This is a genomic window from Rummeliibacillus pycnus (genome assembly GCF_002884495.1).
In the GTDB taxonomy this organism is placed as follows: domain Bacteria; phylum Bacillota; class Bacilli; order Bacillales_A; family Planococcaceae; genus Rummeliibacillus; species Rummeliibacillus pycnus.
Window position 1 is genome coordinate 1782318 of record NZ_KZ614145.1, and the last position, 14385, is coordinate 1796702.

Genomic DNA, 14385 nt, shown 5'->3' on the forward strand with positions numbered 1-14385 from the left:
TCTTTCTCAACTCAGTTATTTCGCTAAATCTGGTCGTAATTTTACAGCATCATTTAAATAAATATGTTGAATCTCCTTTTGGGTAACTTCTGTATTTACATGTATTAAGGCACGTATACATAATGGCAATGCACCTGGTACATTCATTTCATGCATACACATAACCGGCACATAATTCCAATCCGGTAATGTACGAACTGCCCTTGCAGGGAATGCAGAGACTATATCTGGTGTGGTAGAAATAACAACTGAAGCAACATCCTCTGGATTAATATGATTAGCAGCAATTATTTTCTTCATCAATTTAGTCGTTTCTTGTAATACTAGCTCTGCGTCATCATATTCAATTGTAATAGCACCTCTCACTCCTCTAATCATAAGCTACCTCCTTCAACAACTCTCTAAAAAGAAAATCTATTTCACGACACTCATCTTGAGAAACCTTTTGCACAAATGGTCGACCAATTTTTTGTAATAGAACAAATTGTAATTCACCATATTCAGCCTTTTTATCTTTCATCAAATAATCTAATAGTTCATCGAAGGTGAATTTTGCTACTGCTTCAAACGGATAGTCATTTCTTAGTGCAAATTGTAAAAAGTCCTTTGTAAACTTATGAGTAATTTCACCATAACGTTCACTAAGCAATAATGCATAAATCATACCAATCATTACAGCTTCACCATGAGCTAACTTTCCAAAACCGGATGCAGCCTCTATCGCATGACCATATGTATGACCAAAATTCAAATATTTTCGAACAGAATGTTCTTCCTCATCTTGTTCCACAATATTAGCCTTTACACGAATGCCTTGTTCTAGATTTTTTTCTAACTGTTCTTTCGATAAATCGAGAATGGAAGGTAAACTCATTAACTGTTGCAACCATTTTTCATCTGAGATTAAAGCGTGTTTTATCACTTCTGACATGCCAGATCGAACTTCACGATTTGGTAAACTTTCCAAATAATCAATATCAAAGATGACGCACTCTGGCTGATAAAAAGCACCAATCATATTTTTTCCTAATGGATGATTTATAGCTGTTTTTCCCCCTACCGCACTATCATGGGCAAGTATGGTTGTTGGAATTTGTATGAACGGTACGCCTCTCATAAAAGTCGCTGCCACAAATCCTGTTAAATCACCTACAGCACCACCACCAAAAGCAAATAGTAAAGATTTTCGTGTACATTTTTGTTGAAGTAGATAAGATTGAGCAGCAAAATAATTGTCAAATGTTTTACATGCCTCTCCCCCTGGTAAAACAAAAACATCAAATGGGTATGGGAAATCATTTGTGAATTTTTCTTTATGGATTTTCCAAATATGCTCATCTGTAAAAACAATTAGACGATCTGCTTTTGCTATGGTCTCTTCCAATGATTGAACAGCTTTCGGTAAATTACCACTGCCAATTTTTACTTCATAAGAATGTGAGTGTGCATTAACAGGAATATTCATTCTTAAAACTCCTTTGTATATTGCTTCATAGCTTCAATTTGTTCTTTCAGTTGTGAAACTTGATCACTGTGGAATTGTTCTACAATTGCTTTAGCTATTTCAAATGCAATGACATGTTCGGCAACAACAGAAGCTGCAGGTACAGCACAGCTATCAGATCGTTCTACACTTGCTTTGAAAGGTTCTTTCGTATCAATATCTACACTTTGAAGTGGTTTATATAATGTTGGGATTGGTTTCATCACCCCTCGTACAACAATTGGCATGCCCGTAGACATCCCACCTTCAAGTCCTCCAAGACGGTTCGTTTTACGAGTATAACCATTTTCTTCTGACCAAAGTATTTCATCATGTACTTCACTACCTTTTAAATGTGCCATTTCAAAGCCTAAACCAAATTCAACACCTTTAAAAGCATTTATACTTAACATCGCTGCCGCCAATTTAGCATCTAGTTTTCGATCATATTGTACATACGAACCGATCCCTGCAGGTAATCCTTCCACAATTACTTCTACAACCCCACCGATTGAATCGCCTGCTTTTTTCGCTGTATCAATAGCTTCAACCATTTTGACAGATGCTTCTGGGTCTGCGCAATAACATGGATCATTTTCAATAATCTCACGGATTTCATTTGCTGTTTTACCTTCAGTTATTTGACGATCTACAATAACCCCACCAATTTCTGTTACATGAGATACAATGCTAATTCCAAGTTCGCTTAATAAAGCTTTTGCAACAGCACCAACTGCTACGCGCACAGTAGTTTCTCTAGCAGAAGAACGTTCAAGTACATTTCGTAAGTCACGATGACCATATTTCATCCCACCTACTAAATCAGCATGTCCAGGGCGCGGTCTTGTTATTTTTCTTTTTATATCATCTGGATTAACATCCTCTGGTAGTGGCTCTGCTCCCATAATTTTCGTCCAGTGTGTCCAATCATCGTTTTTTACTATTAAAGCAACTGGAGAACCTAAAGTTTTGCCATGACGAACACCAGATGTAATTTCTACAGTATCCGTTTCAATTTGCATACGTCGTCCTCTACCATGGCCTCCTTGACGTCGTTTTAGTTCTTTATTAATATCCTCAGCAGTTAATGGTAACTGAGCTGGTAAACCTTCTATAATGGTTGTTAGTTGTGGTCCATGTGATTCTCCTGCTGTTAAATATCGCATAACACTTTCTCCCTTCAACTCGTTAAAGTATATGTTTTTCACTATAACATATTTTACCGTAAAAAAGCAGTATGTTGGCTGAAATTTTTATAATAATCATTCAATTGATATTTTACTTCTATGTTCTTGCTTCTTAAACTGTATCTTCTTATTTGAGGCGTTTCTGTAATAAAAAACCGCTTTTCTTCTTTTCCGAAAAGCGAGTTTTGTATTTTATTATGTAATTTTTAAATTTTCTTATAAAAAAATGTATCTTCTATATCAAAGGAATATCGTGATGGATTAAAAATTTGCTCTGTACTTCCTACAAAAAGCACTCCACCTGTTCGAAGAGAATTACTAAAATTTTGGTAGATTTGATCTTTTGCTTCTTCTGTAAAATAGATCATTACATTTCTACACACAATTAAATCCAAATTATTATCGTAGGAATCATTTAGCAAATTGTGTTTTTTAAATGTTACGGTTCTTTTAACTTCATCTTTTACTTTATAAAAAGAGCCTTCTTTATCAAAATATTTTGATTTTATATTTGGTGGAACTTCTACTACAGAACGTTCCGGATAGATACCCGCTTTGGCTTTTGCAATAGCATTTTCATCTAAATCTGTTGCCAATATCGAAATCTGAGACAAAGGCAAATAATTTGATAATACCATCGCTAAAGAATAGGGCTCTTCTCCCGTAGAACATGCTGCACTCCAAATTTTAGTCTTTTTATTATTCTGTAAAAGTCTAGGGAATATTTTATTTTGTAGGACTTCCCACCGTTTCCCATTTCGATAAAATTCCGATACATTAATGGTCATACGATCTAAAAATTCATTAAGAAGTTCACGATTTTTTTCAATCTCTTTAAAAAATTCGCTGAAACTTTTGAATCCTCTTTTTTCATAAAGAGAAGTCAATCGCCTTTTCATTTGTGCTTCTTTATATAAGGCTAAATCAATACCTGTTTTACGTTTAATATTCACAATAAATTCTTGGTAATCAGTCATAGTCTCTTCCCTCTCTTTAGTCCTATTACTATTATACCGAATAAATGATCTTTCATAAATAAGAGAAATTGAGAGAATGCTGAAAAAATTGTAAAAAAAAACTATCCATCAAAATGATGGATAGTTTTTTTAAGATTAGTGAATTTCTTCTGCTTTGAAGAATAAACCGATTTCGCGTTCTGCTGAAGCTAATGAATCAGAACCGTGAATTACGTTGTGAGATACAGTAGTTGAGTAGTCACCACGAATTGTTCCTGGTTGAGATTCAGCAGGGTTTGTAGCACCCATCATTAGACGAGCAACAGAAATTACGTTTTCACCTTCCCAAACCATAGCAAATACTGGGCCAGAAGTGATGAATTCAACTAATTCGCCAAAGAATGGTTTATCAGCATGTTCTGCATAGTGTTTTTCAGCAAGTTCTTGAGAAATTTGCATAAGTTTTGCACCTTTAAGAACAAAGCCTTTGCGTTCGAAACGATCAACGATGTCTCCTACTAATTGACGTTTAACACCGTCTGGTTTTACCATTAAAAAAGTTTTTTGGATAGCCATTGTAATATTACAACTCCTTAAGATTATCTAGGGTTTAAACCCTACTTGAAAATATTATCATTGAACGAAGCAATGTTCAATATTTACTATTAAAATTTACGTTTTCCCATATATAATGCAATATCTCTTAATGATTTTTTTACAGAGTTACTTGGTAATGCATCTATTTCTTGTAGTGCTTTTTGTAAATATAAATTACTAATACGATATGATTCTTCAATTGCACTTGATTTTCGTATTTTTTTCAAAAAGACTTGTCTTTCGTCCTCTTTCATCGTACCATCTAATGCTTTATCAATGTATGTGCGAATTTCTGAATCTTCTTTTACTAGGAGAACCGGTAAAGTAATATTACCTTGCATAAGATCACTACCTGCTGGTTTTCCAAGTTGTTTATCTGTCGCCGTTAAATCCAGAATATCATCAATAATCTGAAATGACATTCCAACATAATATCCAAAGCGTTTTAAATGATTTGCAACTTGCTCTTCTGCTCCAGCAGCAACTGCACCTAAATGACAGCTAGACGAAATTAATAAAGCCGTTTTGCGTTTTATACGTCGGAAATAATCTCTGATATTTTGATCCACATACATTTTATCTTCAATTTGAATAATCTCACCAAGACAAATTTCAACCATCGTTTTTGATAGAATTTCATGTGCTTTTTGATTTTCTATTTTGGTCATATATTCTAGTGCTTTTGAAAAAATAAAGTCTCCAGCATACATAGCTACACGATTATTCCATTGTGATTTGACTGTAGGGCGTCCTCTTCTAAGTTCTGAATCATCAATTACATCATCATGTACAAGAGAAGCCATATGGATTAACTCTAATGGCACCGCTACATGCTTTATTTGTTGAATATCGTAACGACCAAATTTTGCACCAAGCAAAACAAAAACTGGGCGAATACGTTTTCCGCCAGCTTTCAGCAAATGGAGAGAAGCATCTTTCAAATAGTGTGAAGATGAATCCAACGCTGTTTCTAATTCTTTTTCGATGATTCTTATGTCTGATTGTAAATCAGCATAAAGAAGTTTTAACCTCATCTTTTCCACGCGTATAAACCTTCTCCCACACTAGATTTCTTTTTTAAAGCCCATATGCATAGCAGCCGCACCACCACTATATGATTTATATGTTACCTTTTGTAAACCGGCTTCTTCAAACATTTTCTTTAATTTTTTCATACCTGGAAATTCATTTGCTGATTCTTGTAACCAAGAGTATTCTTTATAGCTTTTTGCAAAAATTTTACCGAATAACGGCATAATAAAGTGAAAATAGAAACGGAATAATTGGCGGTAACCTGGAATTTCTGATTGTGAAGTTTCAAGGCATACCACTTTACCACCTGGTTTTACAACACGATGCATTTCTCTAAGTACTTGCATATAATCAGGAACATTTCGTAATCCAAATCCAATTGTTACATAGTCAAAAGTATTATCTGGGAATGGTAATTCCATTGCATTACCATGTACTAATTCAATTTGTTTTATTGATTTTGTTTTTTCTATTCCGACTTTCAACATATTTTGACTGAAATCAAGCCCTATTACTTGTCCATTTTCTCCTACTGCTTCCGCCAATGCAATCGTCCAATCTGCGGTTCCACAGCAAACATCAAGCGCTTTTGAACCTGGTTTAACTGCCATTCGATTCATCGTATCTTTGCGCCAGTTTTTATGCATTTGGAAACTGATTACAGAATTCATCTTGTCATAACTATCGGAAATATTTTCAAAAACTTCATGTACACGTTTTTCTTTCGATTGTGGTGTCATTAATACTAACCTTCTCTCATCGTTTGATGTTCTCGCACATCACTTTCAATATGCAGTAACAAACTGATTTTCACTTCATCTAGTAGAATCGGAGAAGATTTAACACTTCGAATTAATTTAGATGAAAGTTCAGAAATTTGATGTTGAAGAATTTGCTCATAAGGCAAATTAGCATACTCTTCTTGTTGCTCCAAAATTTTCATAAAACGTGTCTTTTGATGCGTTTCTTGCCATTGCTTCATTTCGCGTTTAAATCTTGCTAAGACCAAACCAAGTTCTGCAATTTCAATATAGCTGTCAAAGTTATAGCGTTTCATAAATTGTCGGATAGCCATAGCTTCAATCACCCGTAGAGATTCAAACCATTCTGCTAGGTTACGTTTTTCCGGTTCATAAAAAGTGGTTTTACATTCACTAACTTTTCCTACCGTTTTCGATAACGAACGAATCAGCTGAATATCTGGGATTGTAGCAAGTGTTGAGTAATACATTCCGCTATAATAATCTCCAGCAAGTACAGTAAGCTGTTGACTTTTAGATGTGGCATCTTGTTCATCTATAAGGTCATGCCCACTTAACGCTGCATAAATCATGGCTACTGCACTAGCTGCTAATTCTAGAGATTTTGACCATTGTTCACCATTTAACTTTGGTAACAATAAATATAACAGTTGATCATCTTCAATAACTGGCTGCCCTGTAAATTGAAGGAGCGTTCTATGATGCAATTGCTGTAAAATATTATTTTTTAGTTGCGATACTTGTTCTTCAATAATAGTTGCATTCATAAACTTTTCTCCATTCAGTTTGTTTCCTGTTGTCTAATTTTCTTTAACTATCTATCTTTTACATTATTTTTTTGAATCGCTTTCAACAACTCCGAAAGCTGTCTGAATCTCAGCTTTACCACGAATTTTCATGGCCGATGTGTGCTCAGTAAATTGTGCAATCATCACTTCGCCATCATCTAACTTTTCGGAATGGTGAAATTTCGTATCATTTCCACGAGTTAAACCAATGACATGAACTCCATCTTCTTTTGCACGAATTACAACATAATCATTTTGAGCCATTTGAAGTTTCTCCTTTTTTCGACTTTTCTCCATCCATCATATCACAAAAAAGAGTGAGATTTAAGACATTTGAATGAACGATAGTATTTCTGAACGTTTTACTTCGTCCGTTTCAAAGATACCTTTCGCTACTGATGTAACAGTTTTAGCTCCTGGCTTTTTAATTCCACGCATTGTCATACACATATGTTCTGCTTCAACAACCACATAAACACCTTGTGGATTCAGCATTTCCATTAAGGTATCAGCAATTGCACCTGTAATGCGTTCTTGTAGTTGAGGACGACGTGAGATTGTTTCAACTGTTCGTGCTAATTTACTAAGCCCTGCAACAACGCCGTTTTGTGGAATATATGCAATATGTGCTTTGCCGTAAAATGGCACCAAATGGTGCTCACACATTGAAAAGAATGGAATGTCTTTAACTAGTACTACTTCATCATGGCCTTCATGGAATACTGTTTCAAAATATTGTCTGGGATCCTCATGTAATCCTTGGAACATTTCTGCGTACATTTTAGCTACTCGTTTTGGTGTATCTAAAAGGCCTTCTCGAAGTGGATTTTCTCCAACTGCCTCTAAAATCATTGTGACTGCATTTTCTATTTTTTCTAAATCAACATTCGAAGTGGAATGATCAATTTTTTCTAAGTTTTTTTCGATCAACATAAATCCCCCAATATATCTATAAAGAGTCTCAAAATGAGAGTACCATACAAGCCGCATGTTCGCAAAATATGAGAACGAAATTTGTTGTTTTTTACTGATAAGTTCTATTTTTTATATTTTCCATATGATTTTGTTATCTGGTAACTTGTATTTTAAAAATTTGTTTACTAACCAATTTTCATTAGAGCACATTTCACTATATTTTTCTATAATATTTAAGCAACTTCTATTTCAAATATTTTACATCATCTTTCTAAAATTGGACCATAAAAAAAGAGTAGCCTAATTGGCTACTCTATGTAAAACAGATGCTTGTATTATTTTACAGCATCTTTAAGCGCTTTACCCGGTTTGAAAGCAGGTACTTTGCTTGCAGCGATTTCAATTTCTTTACCTGTTTGTGGGTTACGACCTTTACGAGCCGCACGTTCACGTACTTCGAAGTTACCAAAACCGATTAATTGAACTTTATCACCCTTTGCAAGAGCTTCTTGGATAGTTTCAAATACTGCTTCAACTGCTTTAGATGCATCTTTTTTAGAAAGAGCAGCAGTTTCTGCAACAGAGTTAACTAATTCTGTTTTATTCACACCATTCACCTCCTCTCAAAGGGTCTGGACTAAATCATGTAAAAAGATTATCACAACCCTTTTAGCTGTGCAACAATATTTATACTCCTTTTACCAACTTTAAGCAAATAAAATCTTTATTACAAAAAAAAAAGTCTCTTTACCCATGGTAAAAAGACTTTAAAATAATATCCTATTTGAATCAATTTCATAAATTCTTTTTCAACCGAAAAACGCGAATGTTTTCTAAATATACAATCCAATAATTCGTATTAATTTCATACATTCTATTTACTTAATATGACGCTTTAGACAGCGTTTTCTGAGGGCTTGACTTCTACTCCTCGTTGAAATCTGCGTGGCTTTTAGCTCAAGCATACCACGCAGGACATTGAATTAGGTTCACACCACAAGAAGAAAATGCAAATGCATTTTCGAGACTCTCCATCTTCCGCTTCTTAAACAATATTCTAGTAGATTTAGAACATACGATTTTTTCGTTTAATGTTCGTGTTTTATCTCAAATCTTTGAATTATAAAATAAAGGTCACCATTCCGTGGTCTCCTTTATTGACCATTTTTTCAACAGTTTGTCGCATTCTTGCTTTTGCATGTTTTGGTACTGCATCTGTTTTATAAGCAATACTTTCCTTCATCACTTCGTATAATGGTGTGCCAAATATTTGTGTTTCCCATAGTTTTTCACGATCATGCAAGTATGCGTAAGTTAAATCTTTTAATAATTGCTGGCTATAAAATTCAGATCCAATTAGCGGAGAAAATTCTGCTTCCATATCAATTCTCAAAATATGGTAGGAAGGTGCCTTAACTTCCATTTTAACACCGAAGAAATTATTTTGTTTAATAATTTCAGGTCTAGTAGGCTCAAATTCTTGTAGGGTTGGTAATGTAACTCCATAGCCTTCTTTATGTGCTTGCTCAATTGCTTCATGGAAGCGTTGATAAGATTTTCTCGCTTGTTGCGATTCTTTTATAAATAATAACCAATCTTTCTTACTATGGATTGGTTCTTCTAACCACTCTTCACAAATTGATTTGAAGATTTCATTTTTAAGTTGTAAGCTAATAACAGCGTGACCTAGGCCTGCATCAACGCTTTTAACTTGTGCAGAAGCAATGAAATCCTCTTGTAAAAGTTCTTTTGTTAAACGCTCAATATCTCGAATTTTATTGACAGACGATTTCCAATTATCAATAGATTGATTGATTAATTTGTTTAATTCGTGACTATCATCTAAAACATCTAACCAGTCTGGTTTATCCATTTCTAGTTTTGCTATTGGAAATTCATAGAGTGCTTCTTCTAAAATATGTCTGACCTCATTCATAGACATTTGGTCAACAGAAGTGGCAATTACTGGTGCATTATATTGTTCTTGTAATTCTTGACATAATTCTTTTGCATTACTATGAGCAGGCATTTTACTATTTACAACAATGACAAATGGCTTACCAATTTCCTGTAATTGTTGGATGATTTCTTGTTCGGCAGGACGAACAGCCTCTCTTGGTATTCCATTTACTGTGCCATCTGTTGTCATTACAACACCAATATTGGCATGTTCTCGAATGATTTTATCTGTTCCAATCTTAGCTGCTTCTTGGAATGGTATCGGATCATTATGCCAAGGAGTATGTACCAATTTCGGACCATTTTCATCCTCATACCCCTTTACCCCATCAATAATATACCCTACACAATCAGCAAATCGAATTTTAAATGGCATATCTTGATTTCCAATTGTAATTTGTGCACCATTAGCTGGTACAAATTTCGGTTCCGTTGTCATAATAACAGGTCCTGGAGAACTTTGTGGTAATTCATCTTGTGCGCGAAGGCGTTCCTTTTCATCCTGCATATTTGGTAATACCATAATATCCATCACACGCTTTGTAAACGTTGATTTTCCGACTCTTACCGGTCCTACAACACCGATATAGATATCACCGTTTGTACGTGTCGCCATTTGCTCGTACACTTCTTGTGACATAATCCTTCCCCCTTTTCTTCAGCACTATATCCTATGCACATAAAAAACGTTTCATGCACAAGTCATGAAACGCTTTTAAAGAATAAATGAAAACTTTATTTAATTCTTAACTTTTTAGCCTTTTTTGTTTATAAATGATAAGATAACAGGTGTCTTTATTAGAAAAAAATTAAGTGTAATCATAAGGAACTTCGTTTTTTTATTCCATTTTGTGGATTGAAGTTGAAGATTGCTCAATTTCTGTAGGAAGAGGGAGCAATCCTTAGTTGAAATCTTCGAATGATCTATATACATTATTTGAAATCGGATCATTAACTCACCTGGTAGAATAAATTATTTTTTATCTGATTTCGTTAAAAATACTACTTCATTTTTTTCATTCACAGTATATGGAAGTGAATACGCTGGTAATATAGGATATTGATCAGAGAGTAGGTAACGGATATCCTCACCTTGTTTTACTTTCACTTTTCCTCCATTCAGAATTTTCTGTAATTCGATCGAATAATCGATACATATTTCCCCTGTCCCTTTAACAACTAATGGAAGTTGTGTATTGGAATATGGACTTGGAACTGTTGGCGCTTGCTTATAGCCCATCTTTTTAAAATCCAACTGATAGACATCATCTTTAATCTGTTTTGAAATAGGTACAAATCCATTTACACCTTTTTTTATATTTAACTCCCTAATCGTATCAGAACCACGTAAATCGACCAATTTAACCTCTGGTTTCTTACTTTCAGCCCGCCAGATAACGTATTGATAAATTCCTCCTTTCTCAAAAGAGTTTCCTGGCACTTTTGCAATATACCCTCTCTCTAACTTTTCAAAATTGATTGGATATTTAATATATTGATCTACATCTTGATCGCGATTTTGGATGGGTAATAAACCATTTGTATCTTTTCTAAATTGATCTACTGCCTTTTGAACAGTTGTTAATTGTGCCTCATCTGGCACTTGATTTTCTACTTTTTCTTTGTCTGGATACATACAACCTGATAGTAATAGTGCAATAAGAGATATGAATAATAATAAGTTAAGTTTTTTCATGTACTAACCTCATTTATTTGATGATCAAAAAGTCATAATAACAAACACCATCGTTAAGAATCCAATGATGAGGAAAATATAGGCTATTATAGCCAAAATTGTACTGACTAATCTGTTTTTAATTTTTTGTCTACTTAAATAGATTAACGCTGAGGCAACTAGCAAAAAACCGATAGAATAAAAGGATATCCACATCATATCCATTGGGGAAATACTTGTGCCTGCTAATAGCACTAAATCTTTCAACAGTACAACCACCTTTCATATGTAAAAAGAGGACATTTCTCACAGATGAAGTATAACATAAAAAAACAAGAGATGACTGCTACACATCTCTTGTTTTTCTTAATAATTGAGCTTTAGTTGAATATTTGACTATTACTAGTATGCCCTTCCTATATTCGCACAATTTTGTGACAACTACTTTTTATTCCAAGTTATCAGGAAGCAAGCCATTATTCGTAAGTAGCATCCAATTCTTGCGTTTTTTCTCGTAGCATTAGTTCTTCTACAACTTGATGTGGATCTTTTCCTTCAAATAATACGCTATACAGCGCTTCAGAAATTGGCATAGAGACATCATATTTTTCGGCTAGTTGATGAGCAGCTTGTGTTGTTCGAACTCCTTCAACAACCATCCCCATTTGGTCAAGAATTTCATCTAGAGATAATCCTTTACCTAACATGTTACCTGCTCTCCAGTTACGTGAATGGACACTTGTACATGTTACAATTAAATCTCCCATACCAGCAAGTCCAGCAAAAGTTAATGGGTTGGCACCTAATTTTACGCCCAAACGTGAAATCTCAGCTAACCCCCGTGTTATCAATGCTGCTTTAGCATTGTCGCCAAAGCCTAAACCATCAACTGCACCTGCAGCTAAAGCAATAACGTTTTTCAACGCACCACCTATTTCAACTCCAACCACATCTTCATTTGTATATACACGAAAATATTGATTCATGAATAAATCTTGAATTCTTTCTGCAGAAGCAATATTTTCGCAAGCTGAAGCAACCGTTGTAGGATGATGTTGAACTACTTCTTCTGCATGACTTGGGCCTGATAGAACGACAATATCTTCAATAAACTCTGCAGGTATCTCTTCATGCATGATTTCAGAAATACGCATTAAAGTATCTGGTTCGATTCCTTTTGAAACATGAACAAATAATACTTTCTTATTTAAAGTTTGTAACATTTTTTTGCATGTTTCACGAATTCCTTTTGTTGGAACTGCCATTACGATAATTTCTGCATGTTCTACAGCTTCCGCAATATCTGATGTTGCTTTTAAATTTTCAGGTAAAATTGTACTTGGCAAATATTTTGCATTTGTATGTTGGATATTTATTTCATTTGCTTGTTCTTTACGATGTGACCATAGTAAAGTATCATGGCCATTTTCTGCTAAGACAATGGCTAAAGATGTTCCCCAAGAACCCGCTCCTAGTACTGCTACGCGATTCATGTTGAAATCCCCCTTCAACTACATATTCTTTTGGATTAATCACGAGCTCGTGTGATTAGTTTAATTGGTGTACCTTCAAAATCAAATGTTTCACGAATACGGTTTTCTAAGAAACGTTCATACGTGAAATGCATCAATTCTGGATCATTTACAAATACCACAAATGTTGGTGGCTTAATGGCTACTTGCGTTACATAGTAAATACGTAAACGGCGGCCTTTGTCTGTAGGTGCAGGGTTTCTTGCAACTGCATCAGAAATGACTTCATTTAAAATGCTTGATTGAATACGCATTGAGTGATTTTCACTTACACGATTAATAACCGGTAAAATCGAATGCACACGTTTTTTTGTTTTCGCTGATACAAAAACAATTGGTGCGTAATCTAAAAACTGAAATTGCTCTCTAATTTCTTTCGTTTTTTCATTCATTGTTTTTTCGTCTTTTTCAACGGCATCCCATTTATTCATGACAATTATAACTGCTTTACCAGCTTGGTGAGCATATCCAGCGATTTTTTTGTCTTGTTCTTGAATACCTTCTTCCCCGTTTAAAACGACTAAAACAACGTCAGAGCGTTCAATAGCTCTTAATGCACGTAGGACACTATATTTTTCTGTAGATTCATATACTTTCCCCTTTTTACGCATACCAGCTGTATCAATAATGATATATTCTTGTCCTTCATATTCATAGCTCGTATCAATTGCATCACGGGTAGTACCTGCTACATCACTTACAATCACACGGTCATCACCTAGAAATGCATTTACAAGAGATGACTTACCTACATTCGGTCGACCAATCAAAGAGAATTTGATAACATTTTCATCTTCCTGTACATCATCTTCTTTTGGAAAATGTTTTGCCACTTCATCAAGTAAATCTCCTAGTCCTAACCCGTGAGAACCTGAGATTGGGAATGGATCCCCAAAGCCTAGTGAATAAAAATCATAAATCATATCGCGCATATCAGGATTGTCAATCTTATTTACGGCTAATACGACAGGTTTATTTGTTTTATATAAAATTTTTGCTACATGTTCGTCTGCAAGTGTTACACCTTCACGACCATTTACCATAAAAATAATAACATCCGCTTCATCCATTGCTATTTCTGCTTGATGACGAATTTGGTCTAAGAAAGGTTCATCTCCGATATCGATACCACCTGTATCGATAATATTAAATTCATGTGTTAGCCAATCCGCTGAACTGTATATTCTATCACGTGTTACACCTGGAATATCTTCGACAATTGAAACACGTTCTCCTACAATTCTGTTGAATATAGTCGATTTCCCTACATTTGGACGGCCGACAATTGCTATAATCGGTTTCGTCATTACTTTCTACATCCTTCCGACTTCTAATAAGTCTTATTATACAACAAAAAAGATGATGGTACCTGATATGTTCACCATCACCTACAATTAAAGTCATTTTGTATACTTATTTTATCAAAATTTGACTGTAATGCAAGAAAAAACAGACGAAAGCATATTGCTAACGCCTGCTATGATCATTATTTCCTATATT

The 14385-nt window shown here is 34.6% G+C and carries 16 protein-coding genes; all 16 read right to left on the reverse strand.

Annotation, left to right across the window (positions count from 1 at the left end; all coding sequences use genetic code 11):
- Positions 1-15 precede the first annotated feature (15 nt).
- On the reverse strand, positions 16-378 hold the full coding sequence (gene aroH, locus CEF14_RS08870) for a chorismate mutase (RefSeq protein ID WP_102692513.1): 363 nt from the start codon (positions 376-378) through the stop codon (positions 16-18).
- Positions 371-1465: a 3-dehydroquinate synthase gene (aroB, locus tag CEF14_RS08875; protein WP_102692514.1), complete on the reverse strand. Its 1095-nt coding sequence runs from the start codon at positions 1463-1465 to the stop codon at positions 371-373. The genes aroH and aroB overlap by 8 nt, the downstream gene beginning before the upstream one ends.
- Positions 1466-1467: 2 nt before the next feature.
- Positions 1468-2649: a chorismate synthase gene (gene aroC, locus CEF14_RS08880; RefSeq protein ID WP_102692515.1), complete on the reverse strand. Its 1182-nt coding sequence runs from the start codon at positions 2647-2649 to the stop codon at positions 1468-1470.
- A 227-nt stretch (positions 2650-2876) separates the two neighbouring features.
- A complete protein-coding gene (locus CEF14_RS08885) occupies positions 2877-3647 on the reverse strand; it encodes a CheR family methyltransferase (protein ID WP_102692516.1) in 771 nt (256 codons plus the stop codon).
- A gap of 135 nt (positions 3648-3782) precedes the next feature.
- On the reverse strand, positions 3783-4202 hold the full coding sequence (ndk, locus tag CEF14_RS08890) for a nucleoside-diphosphate kinase (protein WP_102692517.1): 420 nt from the start codon (positions 4200-4202) through the stop codon (positions 3783-3785).
- A gap of 89 nt (positions 4203-4291) precedes the next feature.
- The gene (gene hepT, locus CEF14_RS08895; RefSeq protein ID WP_211284590.1) at positions 4292-5266 is read right to left on the reverse strand and encodes a heptaprenyl diphosphate synthase component II; all 975 of its coding nucleotides are present in this window, start codon (positions 5264-5266) and stop codon (positions 4292-4294) included.
- A gap of 21 nt (positions 5267-5287) precedes the next feature.
- Positions 5288-5995, reverse strand: coding sequence for a demethylmenaquinone methyltransferase (locus CEF14_RS08900; protein WP_102692518.1), 708 nt, complete (start codon positions 5993-5995; stop codon positions 5288-5290).
- 5 nt (positions 5996-6000) lie between these two features.
- Complete coding sequence (locus tag CEF14_RS08905; RefSeq protein WP_102692519.1) at positions 6001-6783, reverse strand: heptaprenyl diphosphate synthase component 1; 783 nt, start codon at positions 6781-6783, stop codon at positions 6001-6003.
- 63 nt (positions 6784-6846) lie between these two features.
- Positions 6847-7068 (reverse strand): trp RNA-binding attenuation protein MtrB, encoded by a 222-nt coding sequence (gene mtrB, locus CEF14_RS08910; protein WP_102692520.1) that lies wholly within the window; start codon positions 7066-7068, stop codon positions 6847-6849.
- Positions 7069-7128: 60 nt separating this feature from the next.
- A complete protein-coding gene (gene folE, locus CEF14_RS08915) occupies positions 7129-7731 on the reverse strand; it encodes a GTP cyclohydrolase I FolE (RefSeq protein WP_281256549.1) in 603 nt (200 codons plus the stop codon).
- Positions 7732-8054: 323 nt separating this feature from the next.
- Complete coding sequence (locus CEF14_RS08920) at positions 8055-8327, reverse strand: HU family DNA-binding protein (RefSeq protein WP_102692522.1); 273 nt, start codon at positions 8325-8327, stop codon at positions 8055-8057.
- A gap of 512 nt (positions 8328-8839) precedes the next feature.
- Complete coding sequence (gene spoIVA, locus CEF14_RS08925) at positions 8840-10318, reverse strand: stage IV sporulation protein A (protein WP_102692523.1); 1479 nt, start codon at positions 10316-10318, stop codon at positions 8840-8842.
- 333 nt (positions 10319-10651) lie between these two features.
- Positions 10652-11374 (reverse strand): hypothetical protein, encoded by a 723-nt coding sequence (locus tag CEF14_RS08930; protein WP_102692524.1) that lies wholly within the window; start codon positions 11372-11374, stop codon positions 10652-10654.
- Between the two features lie 24 nt (positions 11375-11398).
- Positions 11399-11620: a DUF2768 domain-containing protein gene (locus tag CEF14_RS08935; protein ID WP_245890119.1), complete on the reverse strand. Its 222-nt coding sequence runs from the start codon at positions 11618-11620 to the stop codon at positions 11399-11401.
- A gap of 209 nt (positions 11621-11829) precedes the next feature.
- Entirely contained in the window at positions 11830-12846 is a 1017-nt protein-coding gene (locus CEF14_RS08940) for an NAD(P)H-dependent glycerol-3-phosphate dehydrogenase (protein WP_102692525.1), read from the reverse strand.
- A 35-nt stretch (positions 12847-12881) separates the two neighbouring features.
- A complete protein-coding gene (gene der, locus CEF14_RS08945; RefSeq protein WP_102692526.1) occupies positions 12882-14192 on the reverse strand; it encodes a ribosome biogenesis GTPase Der in 1311 nt (436 codons plus the stop codon).
- Positions 14193-14385: the final 193 nt, after the last annotated feature.

Excerpts from the sequence above, each read along its gene's own strand:
- aroH (WP_102692513.1), bottom strand. The coding sequence starts at position 378 with ATGATTAGAGGAGTGAGAGGTGCTATTACAATTGAATATGATGACGCA.
- aroB (WP_102692514.1), bottom strand. The coding sequence starts at position 1,465 with ATGAATATTCCTGTTAATGCACACTCACATTCTTATGAAGTAAAAATT.
- aroC (WP_102692515.1), bottom strand. The coding sequence starts at position 2,649 with ATGCGATATTTAACAGCAGGAGAATCACATGGACCACAACTAACAACC.
- CEF14_RS08885 (WP_102692516.1), bottom strand. The coding sequence starts at position 3,647 with ATGACTGATTACCAAGAATTTATTGTGAATATTAAACGTAAAACAGGT.
- ndk (WP_102692517.1), bottom strand. The coding sequence starts at position 4,202 with ATGGCTATCCAAAAAACTTTTTTAATGGTAAAACCAGACGGTGTTAAA.
- CEF14_RS08900 (WP_102692518.1), bottom strand. The coding sequence starts at position 5,995 with ATGACACCACAATCGAAAGAAAAACGTGTACATGAAGTTTTTGAAAAT.
- CEF14_RS08905 (WP_102692519.1), bottom strand. The coding sequence starts at position 6,783 with ATGAATGCAACTATTATTGAAGAACAAGTATCGCAACTAAAAAATAAT.
- mtrB (WP_102692520.1), bottom strand. The coding sequence starts at position 7,068 with ATGGCTCAAAATGATTATGTTGTAATTCGTGCAAAAGAAGATGGAGTT.
- spoIVA (WP_102692523.1), bottom strand. The coding sequence starts at position 10,318 with ATGTCACAAGAAGTGTACGAGCAAATGGCGACACGTACAAACGGTGAT.
- CEF14_RS08930 (WP_102692524.1), bottom strand. The coding sequence starts at position 11,374 with ATGAAAAAACTTAACTTATTATTATTCATATCTCTTATTGCACTATTA.
- CEF14_RS08940 (WP_102692525.1), bottom strand. The coding sequence starts at position 12,846 with ATGAATCGCGTAGCAGTACTAGGAGCGGGTTCTTGGGGAACATCTTTA.
- der (WP_102692526.1), bottom strand. The coding sequence starts at position 14,192 with ATGACGAAACCGATTATAGCAATTGTCGGCCGTCCAAATGTAGGGAAA.